At 69.6% G+C, this 15,588-nt stretch carries 14 protein-coding genes; 7 read left to right on the forward strand and 7 right to left on the reverse strand.

Features of this window, described 5'->3' with window-relative positions; genetic code table 11:
• Nucleotides 1–36 precede the first annotated feature (36 nt).
• From HLB44_RS08770 to HLB44_RS08790, 5 genes are all read right to left on the reverse strand, one after another.
• Complete coding sequence (locus HLB44_RS08770) at nucleotides 37–1,596, reverse strand: formylglycine-generating enzyme family protein (protein ID WP_173122156.1); 1,560 nt, start codon at nucleotides 1,594–1,596, stop codon at nucleotides 37–39.
• Nucleotides 1,577–2,815 carry a lipoprotein ABC transporter permease gene (locus HLB44_RS08775; RefSeq protein ID WP_173122157.1) on the reverse strand — a complete coding sequence of 413 codons (1,239 nt, stop codon included), beginning with the start codon at nucleotides 2,813–2,815 and terminating at the stop codon, nucleotides 1,577–1,579. Before HLB44_RS08775 ends, HLB44_RS08770 begins: the two co-directional genes overlap by 20 nt.
• The gene (locus HLB44_RS08780; protein WP_173122158.1) at nucleotides 2,812–3,507 is read right to left on the reverse strand and encodes an ABC transporter ATP-binding protein; all 696 of its coding nucleotides are present in this window, start codon (nucleotides 3,505–3,507) and stop codon (nucleotides 2,812–2,814) included. The genes HLB44_RS08775 and HLB44_RS08780 overlap by 4 nt, the downstream gene beginning before the upstream one ends.
• A gap of 11 nt (nucleotides 3,508–3,518) precedes the next feature.
• Complete coding sequence (locus HLB44_RS08785; RefSeq protein ID WP_173122159.1) at nucleotides 3,519–5,510, reverse strand: vWA domain-containing protein; 1,992 nt, start codon at nucleotides 5,508–5,510, stop codon at nucleotides 3,519–3,521.
• A 115-nt stretch (nucleotides 5,511–5,625) separates the two neighbouring features.
• On the reverse strand, nucleotides 5,626–6,804 hold the full coding sequence (locus HLB44_RS08790; RefSeq protein ID WP_173122160.1) for a tetratricopeptide repeat protein: 1,179 nt from the start codon (nucleotides 6,802–6,804) through the stop codon (nucleotides 5,626–5,628).
• 142 nt (nucleotides 6,805–6,946) lie between these two features.
• On the opposite strand from HLB44_RS08790, the gene HLB44_RS08795 reads away from it, so the two are divergent.
• The 4 genes from HLB44_RS08795 to HLB44_RS08810 all read left to right on the forward strand — a co-directional run bounded on the left by HLB44_RS08795 (nucleotide 6,947) and on the right by HLB44_RS08810 (nucleotide 9,080).
• The gene (locus tag HLB44_RS08795) at nucleotides 6,947–7,204 is read left to right on the forward strand and encodes a hypothetical protein (RefSeq protein ID WP_173122161.1); all 258 of its coding nucleotides are present in this window, start codon (nucleotides 6,947–6,949) and stop codon (nucleotides 7,202–7,204) included.
• Nucleotides 7,205–7,242: 38 nt separating this feature from the next.
• On the forward strand, nucleotides 7,243–8,106 hold the full coding sequence (locus HLB44_RS08800; RefSeq protein WP_173122162.1) for a transglutaminase-like domain-containing protein: 864 nt from the start codon (nucleotides 7,243–7,245) through the stop codon (nucleotides 8,104–8,106).
• A gap of 96 nt (nucleotides 8,107–8,202) precedes the next feature.
• On the forward strand, nucleotides 8,203–8,454 hold the full coding sequence (locus tag HLB44_RS08805) for a hypothetical protein (protein WP_173122163.1): 252 nt from the start codon (nucleotides 8,203–8,205) through the stop codon (nucleotides 8,452–8,454).
• A gap of 83 nt (nucleotides 8,455–8,537) precedes the next feature.
• Complete coding sequence (locus HLB44_RS08810) at nucleotides 8,538–9,080, forward strand: hypothetical protein (RefSeq protein ID WP_173122164.1); 543 nt, start codon at nucleotides 8,538–8,540, stop codon at nucleotides 9,078–9,080.
• A gap of 69 nt (nucleotides 9,081–9,149) precedes the next feature.
• Here HLB44_RS08810 and HLB44_RS08815 read toward each other — a convergent pair whose 3' ends face one another.
• Nucleotides 9,150–10,955, reverse strand: coding sequence for a calcium-binding protein (locus tag HLB44_RS08815; RefSeq protein WP_173122165.1), 1,806 nt, complete (start codon nucleotides 10,953–10,955; stop codon nucleotides 9,150–9,152).
• Here HLB44_RS08815 and HLB44_RS08820 point away from each other — a divergent pair.
• The 3 genes from HLB44_RS08820 (at nucleotide 10,927) to HLB44_RS08830 (ending at nucleotide 14,797) form a co-directional block, all read left to right on the forward strand.
• Nucleotides 10,927–11,742: an SDR family NAD(P)-dependent oxidoreductase gene (locus tag HLB44_RS08820; protein WP_173122166.1), complete on the forward strand. Its 816-nt coding sequence runs from the start codon at nucleotides 10,927–10,929 to the stop codon at nucleotides 11,740–11,742. The genes HLB44_RS08815 and HLB44_RS08820 overlap by 29 nt on opposite strands.
• 71 nt (nucleotides 11,743–11,813) lie before the next feature.
• Complete coding sequence (locus HLB44_RS08825; protein ID WP_173122167.1) at nucleotides 11,814–13,562, forward strand: PHA/PHB synthase family protein; 1,749 nt, start codon at nucleotides 11,814–11,816, stop codon at nucleotides 13,560–13,562.
• Between the two features lie 392 nt (nucleotides 13,563–13,954).
• A complete protein-coding gene (locus tag HLB44_RS08830; protein WP_173122168.1) occupies nucleotides 13,955–14,797 on the forward strand; it encodes an ABC transporter substrate binding protein in 843 nt (280 codons plus the stop codon).
• 36 nt (nucleotides 14,798–14,833) lie between these two features.
• On the opposite strand, the gene HLB44_RS08835 is transcribed toward HLB44_RS08830, so the two are convergent.
• Nucleotides 14,834–15,532: a winged helix-turn-helix transcriptional regulator gene (locus HLB44_RS08835; protein WP_173122169.1), complete on the reverse strand. Its 699-nt coding sequence runs from the start codon at nucleotides 15,530–15,532 to the stop codon at nucleotides 14,834–14,836.
• Nucleotides 15,533–15,588: the final 56 nt, after the last annotated feature.

A 15,588-nucleotide genomic window follows, 5' to 3' on the forward strand; every position in this document is an offset into this window, starting at 1 on the left:
GGGGAGCACCCGCCTCCGGGCGGCCGTTCGTCGTGTTCATAGTTTGCCCAGATCGTTTGCGAGCGCCGTCTTGTCGATCGGCTTGCCGGTGCGCACGCCGAGGCTGTAGCGCACCACCAGGTCCACGAGAGGTCCATAGCCGGGCACTTTGCGTGCCTCGAACTCGCGCTTCAGGATCTCCCCCTGCGCGCTGATGCTGGCCGTCGGGAAATCTAAGCCGACCTGTTTGAGGGTGTCAATCAGGTAGTTCAGGTTCGCATCCAGCGCATCCTTGCTGGCCGCGAGGTTGCTGCGGAAGGGTGCCTTCATGTCTTCGGGCATCGGCCCGGCGATCGTGCTCTCCAGACTCTTGATCTTGCCGCGGTCCTCGATGACCTTGCGCGCGAGGTAGGCACCGACGCGCACCTCGCTCTTGGCCGAGCGGTCGCGCTGCTCGTTGCGGGCCTGGATGTTGGCCTTGATGACGCCGCCGACGCCTTCGATGCGCGACTTCAGCGCCGGATCGTTGACGGCCTTGGCGAGTGCCTCGACTTCCTTGACCGGATCGGCCAGCGCCTGCGCCGCCGCGCCCGTGCCGCCGCCGGGCGGTGACTGCGCCAGGTTGCCCCACAGCGTGCGCACCGCGTTCAGCCGCGCCGGCGTCGGCAACGAAGCCGGCACGACCACCAGCCGAAAGCCGGTGGTCTTCTCGCGCCGCTCGCCGTTCTTGTCGACCGGCGGCGATTCGATGCGCGCCGCGGCGCGGATGTCCGCGGCCGGCGTGCGGTAGTCGCCGCCCTTGACGGTGTAGCCGCCGGCCTGGCCGTGCAGCCGCGAATGCTTGTTGAGGCGGAACGGATCGAGCACGAATTCGCCGGCGTTGCCCAGCATGTCGTGCAGCCCGAGCGGATTGGGCTTGAGCAGCCCGATCACGTTGAGCTCGTTGTTCGACGACTCGGTGCCGGCGTACCAGACGTAGCGCTGCATGCCTTCGGCCATCGGAAACGCGGTCTGCTCGAACACCGTTTCCTGCACCGCGATGCCGCCGCGCGCAGCGAACTCCCACTCTCCTTCGGTCGGCAGCCGCACGAAGCCGGGCGTGCCTTCGTCACTGGGCATCTTCGCGGCCGCGTTCTTCGCCAGCCAGTCGGCGTAACGGCCGCTGAAGAAGACCGCCTCGGTCCAGGTCAGCGAGGTCTTCGGCAGCCGGTGGTCCTCGGTCGGCGCCTTGCAGGTGCCCGACAGCGCGTCGTACTGGGCCTGCGTCACCTCGTATTTGCCGATCAGGTAGTAGCGCTGGTTCTTGGCCTTCGGATCGGCGAAGCCGCCGGCGACGTAATCGGTGCGCGTGGCCTCGGCATAGCCGAAGCGCGCCTCGGCGTTGCCCAGCTGCACGCGGCGATCGTCGAGCGGATCGGCGCTCGGCACGTTGACGCGGCGAAAGGCCATCGAGCCGCCGCAGGGCATCGGCAGCACGACGTCGTCGGCGGCCGCCACGGGGTTGAACTGCGTTGCCGGCCACGGCGCCTGCGCCCACGCGCTGCTGAGCCCGCCGGCCAGCATCACGGCCGCCTGCGCCCACGACCCCACCCACGACCTACTGTTCCCGAAGCTCATCCGCCGCCTCCACTGTCGATGCCCGCCAGCCGCCCCACAGCGCCGGCAGCAGCGACACGATGATCGCAGCCGCCGCGCCGGCGAGCATGTCCACTGCATTCAAACGCACCGCGCTCTCGCCGGTTGCCAGCTGGGTCGCGAAATACCGGTTCACGGCCAACGCCGCGGCGCCGTACAACACCAGCGCAAGGATCGCGCCGACCAGCGCGACGACGACGGCCTGCAGCCCCGGCAGCGCGATCAACCAGCCGCGGCCATGGCCGGTGAGCTTGAGCAGCGCATGGTCGCGCCGCTTGCGCTTGAGCGTGGCCACCTGCAGGGCGACCAGCGCAATCGCCGCGCCAGCCAGCGCCGCGCTGCCGATCAGCGACAGCACGCCGCGCAGGTTGCGCTGCAGGCCGAGCGTGGCTTCGATCTCGCGGGCGCGGGTGCGCGTCGACACGCCTTCATTTTCCAGGCGCGCCGAGATCGCCGCGACCTCGCGGATCGACGTCGCGTAGAGCCGGAAGCGCGCATGCGCCGTGCGTTGCGGCGGCGCGCCGTTGCCGGTGGGCCCGAGCGCGGGCACGAGGTAACCGTCGCGCCAGGCCTCGATCGCTTCCAGCAGCGGCGGCGGCGCCAGTGCGGCGATGCCGTCGGAGGCCGCCAGCGGCAGCACCGCGGCGAGCGTGACCTCGAGCGCAGCGGTCTCCTTCTGCCCGTCACGCTGGCGCTCCATCGGGATCGTCAGCGTGCGGCCGGGCGCGGCCGCCAGCTTGCGCGCGGCTTCGGCGCTCAGCACCAGCGATCGGCCGCTCGGCGCGGGCAGGCCGGCGAGCAGCGGATCACCCGCCGCGGTGGCGCGCAGCTCGGGCGTGATCGGCGCCGGTGCGCCGTCGTTGATCAGCTCGACCAGCGCGGCGGCCGAGCGCACCGAGGGCATCACGAAGGCGACCTCGGGCCAGGCCCGCACGCGGGTGAACCAGGCATCGTCGAAACGCGCCTGGCCGGTGCTCTCGGGTTCGATCAGGCGCATCAGCGGGTCGCCGTCCTGGCGGGCGATCAAGGCGCCGATGACGCCGCGCTCCAGGCCCCACAGCGTCCACAGCGGCGCCAGCGTCGCGGCGAGCACGCAGGCAGCGCACAGGGCGAGCCCGCGCTCGTGCCACAGCTCGCGCCATGCCAGGCGCAGCAGGGGCGCGAAACGCAGCGCGGGCAGGGCAACCGCGGCTTCGCTCATGCCGGCTCCAACACCATCACGCCCTGCGCCCCGGCCGCGAGCCGCCGCATCGGCACCCGACGGCTGGCCAGCAGCGCGACATCGTGGGTGACGATGACGACTGCCGCGCCGTCCTCGCGCGCCAGCGCCAGCAGCAGATCGAGCGCCGGCCCGGCATGGTCGGCGCCGAGCGACGCGGTCGGCTCGTCGGCCAGCACCAGCGCCGGCTTGTGCGCCAGGGCCCGCGCGATGGCCACCCGCTGGCGCTGCCCGATCGACAGCTGCGCCGGCAGGCGCCGCTCCAGCCCCTGCAGCTCCAGCCGCTGCAGCAGCCGGTCGATCAGTTCATCGTCGCGCCAGCCGAGCAGGTCCTGCCCCAGCCGCACGTTCTCGAGCAGCGGCAGGCTGGGCAGCAGCCCGCCGGTCTGCAGCACGACGCCGACGTGCTGGGCGCGCAAGGCCGTGCAGCGGTCGACATCCCGCTCGCGCCACAGCGCCAGCACGTCCTCGCCCATCAACTCGAAGTGCCGCGCCACCGACGGCGGCCGCAGCAAGGCCAGCACATCCAGCAGCGTGCTCTTGCCGCAGCCCGACGGCCCGGTGATCGCCAGCACTTCGCTTCGATCGAGCTGCAGCGTGTCGACGGCCAGCGCAAACCCGCCCGCATCGCCTGCGCGGCGGTACAGCAGGCCTTCGACGCGCAATACCGGCATCGCGAGCCGCCCTACGGCAGCGAGTCGATCGGCACCGGGAACACCTTGTCGCCATCGGCCGCGCCGGGGTTCAGCGCCACCCAGCGGTCGACGTCGTCGTGGTAGCGCTGGTACAGCACCGCCAGCCCGCGCAGGTTGTCGATCACCGCCTGGCGCTGCCCGGTGCTCATGCCGGCCCAGTCGGACAGCGGCATGCTCATCACCGGGCTCTGGTAGGGCAGGCCGTCGAGGAACTCGCTCATCAGCCCGGCCTGCTCGAGGTTGCGCGCCTTGCCCTGCGCGAGCTGCGAGGCATCGCGCCCCAGCGCCACCGCGGCGCTGCGCAGCTGCTCGAAGACGCTGGTCGGGTCGAGCTGCGTCTTGTCGTAGGCATCGGCCAGGCGGCGCACCAGCGCCTGCAGGTCGGAGAGCTGGTTCTTGGTCACCAGCACGCGCACGCCGAAGGCCGCAATCTCGCGGTTGCGCACGTCCCGGTCACAGGCCCAGGCCTCGTACATCGGCGGCGCCTTGATGCCCTGCTCGCGGCCCAGGTAGGCCAGCACCATCGCGCGGCCGACCGCATCGATGCTGGCCTGCAGCGGATCCCCCGGGGCCGGTGCAGCAGCGGGGGCGGGACCCGGCGCCGGCGCCGCGGCCTGCAGCGCCTTCTGCGGCGTCTTGACCTGCTCGACCAGCGCATTGGCCATGCGCTTCACGTCGGCCTCGAAGCGCGCCGGGTCCCCCGCCTCGACCGGGAAATACAGCGGCCCGCGCCCCGGCCAGTCGCTCAGCCGCTTGTACTGCGCCTCGGCGATCGCATGGTCGTTCTTGCCCTCGCTGGTCTTCAGGTGCATCACGTACAGCGCAACGCCCTGCGCCTGCGCCCGCGCGCGCATCTGCGCCGTGTTCAGCTTGCTGCTGGCCAGCGGCGAATTGCCTTCGCGCGCGCTGGCATCGGTGATGAAGACGACGTAGCGGCCGCCGAAGCGCTGCCAGGCGATCTTCGACATCGCGGCATCGAGCGCGGCATACGCGTCCTCGGCATAGGCGCGCGTCGAGCTCGGCGTGGCCTTGACCTGCTGCAGCGCAGCGATGAACTGCTCGCGCGTCGACACCTGGTTCGGATCGGCGAACACCTTGAACAGGTAGTCGACGCCTTTGGTCTTGGCCGGATCGTCCTGGAACGCGACCACGCCGAAGCGGATGCGCGTGCCGAGCTTGGCACCCTCGGCCTGGCGCAGCACCTCTTCCATCGCCGCGCGCGTGCGGTCGATGTAGGGCTGCATCGACGAGCTGGCATCGATCACGAACACGACGCCGCTGTTGAAGTTGGCGATGCCTTCGTTGCCTGCAGCGGCGGAGGCCGGTGGCGGGGCCGGTGCATTGGCCGGCGGCGGCGCATCGCGCGTGATCGAGGCCACCTTGACCAGCCGCGTGTTGTGGCCCGACTTCAGCCGCGTGCTCTGCGCTTCCAGCACCGGCAGCAGGTAGAAGCTCTTCGAGATGTCGACCACCTTGTCGGGCTCGGCGGCGATCACCGGGCTGGCCGCACCGAGCGTGCCCTTGGTGCTGATCTCCTTCAGCAGCTTGCTGGTCTCGCCGGCCGGGTCGGCCGCGTTGACATGGCCGACCAGCGATTCGCGGTCGCGGAAGAACAGCACCCGCTCGCGCGAGGTCGGCGACGCGAAGGCCAGCGTGATCATGTGGCGCCACGGCACGCTGTCGGTCTCGGCGAGCCAGCCGTCGGTCTTGCCGTCGCTGCCGGCGCCGACCAAGAGCCACGGCTTGCCGCCGGCGCTGCCGCGCTCGTAGACATGGAACAGCGTGAAAGGCGCCAGCGCCTTGGCGCCGGCCGCACCGGCCTGCGCCGCGATCGACGCGCCGGGGCGCGTCAACACCTTCTGGTACAGCGTCTTCTTGCCGTCGATCAGCAGCGGCTTGCGCGCCTGCGCGCGGGCAGGGGCTGACCACCACGGCGCGGTGGTGGCGAGGGCGAGCAGGGGGAGGAGGGGGCGGCGTCGCATCGGAGGTCGAGTGTCGCGCCTGGCGGATCGCTGCGACCGTGGCCTAAGTCAACTCGTTCAAGGGGCCGGAGCCGCCAACGCCCGACTCAATCGGCCAGCGCAGCCAACGCCCGCTTCAGTTGGCCAGCGCAGCCTTGGCCTGCGCGTGCCCCGCATCAGCGGCTTTCTTCAGCCACATCTGCGCTTTCTCGGGCCCGTCGGCCTCCTCGGTGCGGCCGAGCTTCAACAGCATGCCGTAGCGGTACATCGACTCGGCATCGCCGGCTTCGGCCGCCTGCTTGTGCCAACGCGCGGCTTCGGTCGGGTTCGGCGCCGGCAGCGGGCTCTTGTCCTTGGCCCAGGTGTCGGGGTCGTAGAAAGTGCCCAGCATGCGCGCCGCGCCGGCCTGGCCCTTCTCGGCCGCGTACTTGAAGAGCAGGAACTGGCAATCGAGCAGCTGGCCCGATTGCGCCAGCTTGCCGGCATCGGCCAGCGTCTTCGCCGGATCGGGATTCGCGCGCAGCGTCGTGCGGCACGAGTCCATCGTCCACACCGGCTCGACCGGCGGCTTCGGCAGCAGCAGCCACGCGCCGCCGGCACCGATCAGGAACAGCACCAGGTAGATCAGCGCGATCTGCAGCTTGGTCGGCCGCCGGCGTGCGGGGACCACCGGCGCTGGCTCGACATAGGGCTCCGGCTGCGGCTCGGGTTCGGGCGGCAGCGCTTCGGCCGGCGGCGGTGGCAGGGGTTCCGGTGCCGGGTCCCACAGCGGTTCGGGCTCGACCTCGTTCGAGAAGGGCAGCGGCTCGGGCGGTGGCGGGGCCGGTTCGGGCACCAGGGCCGGCACGGGCGCGGGCACCGGCGACAGCGGAATGTCGGCATGCGACGGCGGCGGCGCCTTCAGCGGCCCGCGCGGATCGGGCGGCATCACCCAGCCGCGCGGCTTCTGCGAAGGCCGCCGCAGGTTGGCCTTCATCACGAAGACCTCGTCGGCCTCCACGCCATCGAGCGAGCGCAGCCGCAGCCGATAGGGCTTGTTGGCGCCCAGGTGGTGCGTCACGCCGTGGTCGAGCTCCAGCCACAGCCCGCCCTCGCGCCGCTGCGGCTCGAGCGGAAAGAACCAGAACATCGCGGTGGTCCACGGATCGTCCGGGTTGCGTGGATCGAGGTGACGCTCGGTCTGCCCGGCGTCGATGATCGCGATCTCGATCAATTCCGGCGCATCGAAGCGCTGCGCCGTCGGGCCGGTGATGCGCAGCGCCGCCGTGCCGGAGGGGTGTTCTTCGGGTCCCAGCTGTTTGAGTTCTGTCGTCATGGCGTGCGGCCGGGCGGGGCCATGGCGGGCGATCTTAACGGGAGGCGCGAATCGTCCGCGCCCGCGCGGACCGCTGTCTGTGCGTTGCCGTACCGGCCGGCGGACCCCGGGGTGTTAAGGTGGGGCACAACCGGAGCTGTCGATGAACCCTCAAAAACCGAGCCCATCGGTCACGCCGGGAGCGGCGGCGCACCCCACGCCGCTCACCCGGCGGCAACGGCTGCGCCTGGAGCTCCTGTCGACGGTGGAATCGCTGCGGCGCCGGCGCGCCGACACGATCGACGCCGGATTCATCGAGGACTACGTGGCGCTCGACTGGCTGGAATGGCATGGCGGCTCGCTGCGCCTGACGGTGACCGGCACGAACATCTGCAATCAGATTCGCGCCGGAATGAATTGATCGAAACATCGCCCGCAGGGGCCAGGGAGCGCAACACCATGGTCCGGCTGCGGCTCTCACTCGAGCTCGACTACGAGATTTCGCAGCCCGGCTGCGACTTCGTCTTCAACATCCATGCCGCGCACACCGAGCGCCAGCGCGTGGTCGACGAAAGCCTGACGCTCAATCAAAACGTGCAGTGGCGCGTGGAAACCGACGCCGCGACGCGCAACCGCTACCTGCGCCTGCAGGGCATGCCCGGCCCGATGCGGCTGGTGTACGCCGCCACGGTGGAGCTGCAGCACCACGTCGAGCAGCCGCAGCGCATCGGCGAGGTGCCGGTGGCGCAGATGCCCGCCGACGTGATGCGCTATGTCTACCCGAGCCGCTATTGCGAATCCGACCGGCTGCACAAGTTCGCGATGCGCGAATTCGGCCAGCAGTGGCAGGGCTACAGCCGCGTGCAGGCGATTCGCGACTGGGTGCTGCAGCGCACCACCTTCACCTCGAACACCTCGAACGCCAACACCTCGGCGATCGACACGCTGCTGGCCACCGTCGGCGTCTGCCGCGATTTCGCGCACTTGATGATCGCGCTGTGCCGCGCGATCAACATTCCCGCTCGCTTCACGACCGGCATCGACTACGGCGCCGATCCGGCGCTCGGGCCGACGGACTTTCATGCCTATGTCGAGGCCTATCTCGGCGGGCGCTGGTACCTGTTCGATCCGTCGGGCACCGCGATTCCGATGGGCTTCGTGCGGCTGGGCACCGGTCGTGATGCCGCCGACGTGGCGTTCGCAACCATCTTCGGCGCAGTGATTTCGTCGGCGCCGCGGATCACGATCGAGGCGGTGCCAGGCAGCGACGGGCAACTGGTGGTGCCGTACCACCGCACCGAGGCCCTGTCGACGGACGGTTGAGGCGGCAAGCCCAGCCGGGCAGGCGCGACGCTTGCCCTGACTCGTTATCGGAAGGCGCGACGCTGAGTCGCCTTCCCTAACGTGAAAGGGCATGCGATGAAAGAAAAGTCCTCGGACCCCCATCCGCTGAGCGACCTGGAATACGACTGGATCACGCTGATCCAGAACAAGGCCCAGGCCTTGATGGCCTACGACCAATACATCAAGGACGCCGAGAAGGCGGACTCGGCCGAGTGCGCCGCCTTCCTGCGGAAAGTGCACGACGCCGACAAGGCGCATCTGGCCGAAGCCAAGCGGCACCTGGTCGCGGTGCTGCAAGGAAAGATGGGAGCGACCAACACCAGGTAGGGCCCCGCTGAGAACACTGCTTCTCGACTTCCTGAACCGTCGAGCCGCATGTCGCGGCCGGCACTTTTCCTTAGGAGATCCACATGAACAAGTCACGAGATCTGGACCGCGCGAATGCTACCGATGCGACCGGTGACGTCACGGACCACCCGGTGGCGACCGGCGTCGGTGCCGTTGCCGGCGGTGTTGCCGGCGGTGTGATGGGCGCTGCGGCCGCCGGAGCGGCCATCGGCGGCATGACCGGCCCGGTCGGCGCCGCGGTCGGCGCGGCGGCCGGCGCGATCGCCGGTGGCCTGATGGGCCTGGGCGCCGGCAAGGCGCTGAACCCCACGGCCGAAGAAGAGTACTGGCGCGAAAACTATTCGAGCCGGCCGTACGTGACCTCGGGCTCGACGTTCGATGAGTACGGCCCGGCCTATCGCTACGGTGTCGATGCCTATGGGCGTTATCCGGGTCGCGACTTCGACGACCTCGATGCCGACCTGGGCCGCGATTGGAACAACGTGCGCGGCAGCTCGAATCTCGAATGGGCGCACGCCAAGCACGCCACGCGCGATGCATGGCAGCGCGTGAGCGACACCATCGAGCGCGCGACGCCGGGGGATTCGGACCGCGACGGGAAGTAAACGCTGCTCTGATCGAGTGCACAGGCTCGCGGCCTTTGGGTCGCGGGCCTTCATGCGTGCAGGGCGGACTCAGGCGGTGTACTCGAGCCCCGTCTGCGCCAAGCCGACCAGGTTGATGTTGGCGGTGTTGAAGCTGGTATCGGCGGCCAGCACCGTCAGTGCGCCCACCGACATGCTGCCGCCGGCGAGCAGCGCGACGTAGGGCGCCGCATCGGCCGACGTCGGCGGCGCGCCGAACAGGTTGGTCCACAGCAGCGAGACGATGTCGGCTGGACTGGATTTGCCGGCCGCGGCCACGGCGAGCGCAGCGAGATCGACATAACTCATGCCGCCGTCCAGCAGCGACAGGCCGATGCCGGCGTACTCCTTGTTGGCCACCGACGCGGCGCCGAACACCGCCCCCAGCAGCTTGGCGGTCTGGCCGGCGTGGCCTTGCAGATCGAGCGCCAGCCGCGTGTCGCTGAACTGCAGGCGCTCGGTGTTGGGCAGGGCATCGGAGCCCGCCGCGCTTGGCTTCTCGATCGAAAAGAGGCCGCCCGAGCGCTGCAGCGTGTAGGCGCTGCGCGCCTGCGCATACACGGCCGTGTCGATGCCGAGACCGCCGTCCAGCGTGTCGTTGCCCGCGGTGCTGACGAGGCTGTCGTTGCCATCGCTGCCTTCGAGCAGGTTGTTGCCGCTGCTGCCCTTCAGCGTGTCGCCGAAGACGCTGCCGACCGCGTCCTCGACATTGCGCAGCGTGTCGGTGCCCAGGCCGCCGGTGGCGCGCTGGGCCGTCAGGTCGACATTCACCGCGAAGGCGGCGCTGTAGTAGGCGACGACATCCACGCCACCGAGGCCATCGATCACGTCGTCGCCGCCATTGCCTTCCAGATGGTCGCGCGCGCTGCCGCCGGTGATGGTGTCATTGCCCTCGCCGCCGAGAAAACCAATGCCCGCGTCATTGCCGACGAAGGTGTCGGCGAACGGCGAACCGAACACCAGCTCGATGCCGGTGATCGTGTCCGAGCCGGCACCACCGGCGGCGCTGCCGATGGCCATGTTGATCGACACGCCGGCCGTGGCATCGGTGAAATAGAGGTAGTCGTAGCCGTCGCCGCCGTCGATCGCATCGTTGCCGACGCCGCTGTAGACAGCGTCGTCGCCGCTGCCGCCCTTGAGCGTGTCGTTGCCGCCACCGCCCCGGATCGTGTCGTTGCCGGCCTGGCCGTCGATCAGTTCGTCGCCGGTGGAGCCGGTCATCGTGTCATTGCCGTCCCCGCCCAGAAACGTCGGCGTGCCGGGCGGGGGCAGCGTGCCGGTGGCGCCGGCGAAGTTCCGCGGCGTGGCGACCACGGATACGCCGACGCGGTTCACGGCGTGCACGCCGTCTGTCGGCAAGGCGGGGTAGGTGATCTGGTCGGCGCCGCCGAAATTCAGTGTGCCGCCGCTGGTGAAGAGAAAGCCGTTCGGGACGATGAAGTCCGGCGTGACGATGCCCAGCTCGGCGAAGCCCGACGTCGCGATCAGCACCGTCGTGTTGGCGGTGCTGGAGCTTGGCAGGTGACTGGGGAAGGTGAAGTTGCGCGTGGTGCCGCCGCTCGAAGTGCTGAGCGTGACGCCCTGCCAGAACGATTCGCCGTTGATGCCGCCGATGGACAGCTCGATGAACTGGATGGTGCCGGAGGGGTTGGAGTAGAGCTCGTTGAGGCGATAGAGGTGGAAAGCCATGGGGGAAGCTCCTGGCGGCGTGATGCGCGAGGCGGAAGTATCGATCTTGTGATCGATCAATGCCCGGGTCCGCCCGCAGTGACCGGCGGCGGCGTCGCGGCCTATGATGTTGCGCCGCAACATCAAGCCGAGGGATCGCATGGACATCGCCAACCAGGTCGCCGTCATCACCGGGGGCGCCAGCGGCATCGGCCGCGCTGTCGCCGCCGCCATGGCGCGGCGCAACGTCACCGCCGTCGCCCTCGTCGACGCCAGCGAGGCCGTCGTGGACGTGGCCGAGAAGCTCAACGCCGACGCCGGCCGGGTCTTCGCCGTGCCGTTCCAGGGCGACACCACCGACGAGGCCTTCCGCGCCTCGGTGTTCGACACCCTCAGCGGCACCTACGGCCGCGTGTCGCTGTGCGTGCCGGCCGCCGGCATCACGCGCGACGAGCTGGCGGTGCGCATCGACAAGCACACCGGCAAGGCGCGCATCTATCCGCTCGAGCAGTTCAAGCTGGTGGTCGACGTCAACCTCATCGCGCCGGTGTACTGGGCGCTGGAGATGATCGCCCGCATCGCCGAAGACCGCGCCGCGCGCGCGTTGAAGCGCTGGACGCCCGAGGAGCACATCCAGGGCTCGGTGGTCTTCATCGGCTCGATCTCGTCGCAGGGCAATCGCGGCCAGATCTCCTATGCCAGCACCAAGGCCGGCCTGGAGGGCGCGGCAGCCACGATCATGAAGGAGGCCATCTTCCACGGCGTGCGCTGCAGCGTCATTCACCCCGGCTTCACCGACACGCCGATGGTGCGCGCGATGGGCAAGGAGTACCTGGACAAGAACATCCTGCCGTTCACGCAGCTGGGCCGCCTGATCCAGCCGGAGGAAATCGCCGACGCGATCTGCTTCATGCTGGGCAATGCGGCCGTCAGCGGCGAGCTGTGGGTCGACGCGGGCTGGCACGCGCCCGCCTGACGCTCACTAAAAACGTTAGAACCCCACCGGAGACACCCGCCGCCAGTAACGGGAAGGGCGGGCGGCAAGCGATGAACACGAACGCGAACCAGACCGTCAGCGAGACACAGGACTTCGACCGCGAGTTGCGCGCCCAGGCCGCGCAGATGACTGCCGGGCTGGCGCCCTCGGCATTCACCAGCGCGTGGGCCGACTGGGCGATGCACCTGGCGCTTTCGCCGGACAAGCAGCGCGAGCTGCAGGTGCATGCGCTGCAGCGCACGCGCGACACCTGGGCCTTCGCGCTGCAAGCGTGGGCCGGCCAGCCGCTGGCGCCCACCGCGGGGCTGGACGGCGAACCCGACCGCCGCTTCGAAGCCCAGCCCTGGTGGCAGTTCCCCTTCAACGTTTACGCCCGCGCCTACCAGAACAACGTCGCGCTGATGAAGGACGCCACCGATCAATTCGGCGGCGTCACCGACTACCACGCGCAGCTGCTCGGCTTCGCGGCGCGGCTGCTGGCCGACGCCGCGTCGCCCTCCAACGCCCTGGCCACCAACCCCGAGCTGCTGGCGCAGACGCAGTCGGAGCAGGGGCAGAACTTGATGCGCGGGTGGGAGCACCTGGCCGAGGACATCGACCGCACGCTCCAGGGCATGAAGCCCGCCGGCACCGAGGCTTTCGTGCCCGGCAAATCCGTTGCCGTGACCCCGGGCAAGGTGGTGTTCCGCAACGAGCTGATCGAGCTGATCCAGTACGCCCCCGCCACCAAGGAAACCCATGCCGAGCCGATCCTCATCGTGCCGGCGTGGATCATGAAGTACTACATCCTCGACCTGAGCCCGCGCAACTCGCTGGTGAAGTACCTGGTCGACCAGGGCCACACGGTGTTCATGATGTCGTGGAAGAACCCCGACGAGAGCGACCGCGCGCTCGGCATGGAGGACTACCTGCGCCAGGGCCTGTTCGCGGCGCTGGACGCGGTGGCCGCCATCGCGCCGAAGCGCCCGGTGCACGCCGTGGGCTACTGCATCGGCGGCACGCTGCTGGCCATCGGGGCGGCGGCACTCGGGCGCGAGCGCGACCCGCGCATCGGCTCGGTGACGATGTTCGCCGCGCAGACCGACTTCAGCGAACCCGGCGAGCTGGCCTCCTTCATCAACCCCAGCCAGCTGGCGATGCTGGAGGCCACGATGCACAAGAAGGGCGTGCTCGAGAGCCGCCAGATGGGCGGCGCGTTCACGCTGCTGCGCGCGCACGATCTGCTGTGGCAGCCGATCGTCGACAACTACCTGAAGGGCCAGCGCACCCCGATGATCGACCTGATGGCCTGGAATGCCGACGGCACGCGCATGCCGTGGCGCATGCACAGCGAGTACCTGTACCGCCTGTACATGGACAACGAGCTGGCGACCAACCGCTTCGCCGTCGGCGGGCGCATCGCGCGGCTGTCGGACATCACGGTGCCGATGTTCCTCGTCGGCACCGAGGCCGACCACGTCGCGCCCTGGAAGTCGGTCTACAAGCTCGACAACCTGGTGCGCTCGGACGACTTCACCTTCCTGCTCACCGCCGGCGGGCACAACGCCGGCATCGTCAGCGGCCCGGTGCACCCGAAGCGGCACTACCGCATCAAGACGCGCCGGCTGGCCGACCCGCACCTGGCGCCGCAGGAATGGGAAGAGGAAGCGCCGCTCCACGCGGGCTCGTGGTGGCCGGCGTGGCAGGGCTGGCTGGCGCAGCATTCCAGCGCCAAGGGCAAGCCGCCGGCGATGGGCGCGGCGACCAAGGGCTACAAGGTGATCGAGGACGCGCCGGGGCAGAACGTGCTGCAGCGCTGAGCGGGCTTGTTCACCGCCGTGTGCGCCCAGCTGCCTTCAGGGCAGCTTCGATGGTTGCGAGCGGCAGCACCAGCGACCGAGGGTCGAAGGCCTCGCGGAGCCGGCGCGCCCACGCGCAACGGGGCTGGCTGCGCGTATGCTCACATCGGTGAGCGCGATGGTCGGCGGTCGAAAGAGGATGCCGAAGCGTTGACGATGCCGCTCACTCAGCGAGGTGACCAGTGATCGCGCGACGCCGAATCGTGGCCTGGCACGGTGCTGCGCTGATGCGCCTGTGCATCGGCTCGGTACTTTCGAGCGCCCTTGTCGGCCGCGTGGCGTGGGCCCAGGCACGAAGCGCCCGCATCGGCTGGCTCGTGGGGTCCACGGCTCCGCCAAGCGGCCGATGGCCGGTGCATGTCAAGTTCCTCGACCGCCTGCATGAACGCGGGTGGATCGAAGGAACGAACCTCGTCGTCGACATGCGCTACGCCGGCGGCCGATCCGAGCCGCTGCCGGCATTGGCTGCCGAGCTGGTCGCGCTGCGCCCCGATCTGATGGTCACCGCGGGCACGACCCCTACGCGCGCCTTGCGCGATGCGACGTCGACAATTCCGATCGTGATGGCCGGCGGCGGCGACCCGGTGGGCAGCGGCCTGGTCCAAAGCCTCGCACGCCCCGGCGGCAACATCACCGGCGTCTCGCTGCTCGGGCAGGAGATCATCCCCAAGGCCTTGAGCCTGCTGCATGAAGTGGTGCCGCAGGCGCGGCGCATCGACCTGCTGGGCAATGCGGCCAACCCGGCGAACCAGTTCTTCGCCAAATCGTTTTCGGATGCTGCGCGTGCACGAGGCCTGGACAGCCACCTGCTCGAGATCCGCAGTGTGGACGAGATCGCGCCCGCGATCGCTGCGGCGCGCGCTGACGCGCTGTTGTGCCTGCCTGATCCGATGTTTGCGCCGAACGCCCGGCGCATCGCCGATGCGGCGATCGAGCGTCGCCTGCCGCTGGCCAACACGGGTGGGCGCCTCTACACGACGGCCGGCAGCCTGTTCTCGTACTCGGTCAACGACGATGACGTCTGGCAGCTGGCCGCGGTCTACGCCGACCGCATCCTGCGCGGCGCCAAGCCCGCCGAGATGCCCATCGAGCAGCCCTCGCGCTACGAGCTCATCATCAACCTGAAGACCGCAAAGGCGCTCGGGCTCACCATCCCGCAAAGCGTTCTGCTGCGCGCCGACGAGCTGATGCGTTGACTCGCGGCACGCCCGCCGAGTACGCGCAGGAGGCGGTCACTCTGCAGCGCTCGCCGGGGCGCGGGAGACCGGCCGGATGTGGGCGAACATGCTGCGGGCGTTCCAGGTCGGGAAGGCTCTCACGAGCGACGAGGGGCCGTGGAGCCGGATGCGGTGCTCGCCCGTGGCCTGGGCCCAGGTGAGCTGGCCGGCGTGCCATTTGACGAAGGCCTCGGCGTCCGCCGTGATGTAGAGGTCCTCGTCGAGGCCGAGGTAGGTCTTGCAGATCTCGGTGTCGCCGAGCTCGATGAGCAGCCAATAGCGTTCAGGGCGCACGCGGCCGGTGAAGTCGAAGCGGATGACGACGCGTCGATCCGGGAGCCGGTCTCGGCGCAGCGCCCTGCACATCGACCACAGGGCCACGAAGGGGTCGAGGTGCTCGGGCGCGATCTCGAGCCAGCGCGCACCCCACTCGCCCAGCGACTGGCAGACCGCGAACAGTTCGTGCCCCGAGGACGTGAGCGTGTAGTGGTGCCCGCGCCCCTCGGCCTTGCGGGCCGACTCGACGATGCCGGTGAGCTCGAGCTGCTTGAGCCGCTGTGACAGCAGGGTGGCGGAGAGTCCGGGCGTGCCCTCCAGGATCTCGCTGAAGCTTGCGCAGCCGAGGTACAGGTTGCGCACGATCAGCGGTGTCCATCGCTCGGCGAAGATCTCCGAGCCGCGAGCGATGGGGCAGTATTGGCCGTACGTCCTCACGCAGCCAGTATTGCCACGCCACCTCGCGTTGTGAAGTCCAGATTCTTGACTTCACG

This window comes from Pseudaquabacterium terrae (genome assembly GCF_013266755.1).
GTDB lineage: Bacteria > Pseudomonadota > Gammaproteobacteria > Burkholderiales > Burkholderiaceae_C > Pseudaquabacterium > Pseudaquabacterium terrae.

What these genes read in the sequence shown, in the direction of transcription:
- HLB44_RS08770 (WP_173122156.1), bottom strand. Translation starts at nt 1,596, where the DNA reads ATGAGCTTCGGGAACAGTAGGTCGTGGGTGGGGTCGTGGGCGCAGGCG.
- HLB44_RS08775 (WP_173122157.1), bottom strand. Translation starts at nt 2,815, where the DNA reads ATGAGCGAAGCCGCGGTTGCCCTGCCCGCGCTGCGTTTCGCGCCCCTG.
- HLB44_RS08780 (WP_173122158.1), bottom strand. Translation starts at nt 3,507, where the DNA reads ATGCCGGTATTGCGCGTCGAAGGCCTGCTGTACCGCCGCGCAGGCGAT.
- HLB44_RS08785 (WP_173122159.1), bottom strand. Translation starts at nt 5,510, where the DNA reads ATGCGACGCCGCCCCCTCCTCCCCCTGCTCGCCCTCGCCACCACCGCG.
- HLB44_RS08790 (WP_173122160.1), bottom strand. Translation starts at nt 6,804, where the DNA reads ATGACGACAGAACTCAAACAGCTGGGACCCGAAGAACACCCCTCCGGC.
- HLB44_RS08795 (WP_173122161.1), top strand. Translation starts at nt 6,947, where the DNA reads ATGAACCCTCAAAAACCGAGCCCATCGGTCACGCCGGGAGCGGCGGCG.
- HLB44_RS08800 (WP_173122162.1), top strand. Translation starts at nt 7,243, where the DNA reads ATGGTCCGGCTGCGGCTCTCACTCGAGCTCGACTACGAGATTTCGCAG.
- HLB44_RS08805 (WP_173122163.1), top strand. Translation starts at nt 8,203, where the DNA reads ATGAAAGAAAAGTCCTCGGACCCCCATCCGCTGAGCGACCTGGAATAC.
- HLB44_RS08810 (WP_173122164.1), top strand. Translation starts at nt 8,538, where the DNA reads ATGAACAAGTCACGAGATCTGGACCGCGCGAATGCTACCGATGCGACC.
- HLB44_RS08820 (WP_173122166.1), top strand. Translation starts at nt 10,927, where the DNA reads ATGGACATCGCCAACCAGGTCGCCGTCATCACCGGGGGCGCCAGCGGC.
- HLB44_RS08815 (WP_173122165.1), bottom strand. Translation starts at nt 10,955, where the DNA reads ATGACGGCGACCTGGTTGGCGATGTCCATGCGATCCCTCGGCTTGATG.
- HLB44_RS08825 (WP_173122167.1), top strand. Translation starts at nt 11,814, where the DNA reads ATGAACACGAACGCGAACCAGACCGTCAGCGAGACACAGGACTTCGAC.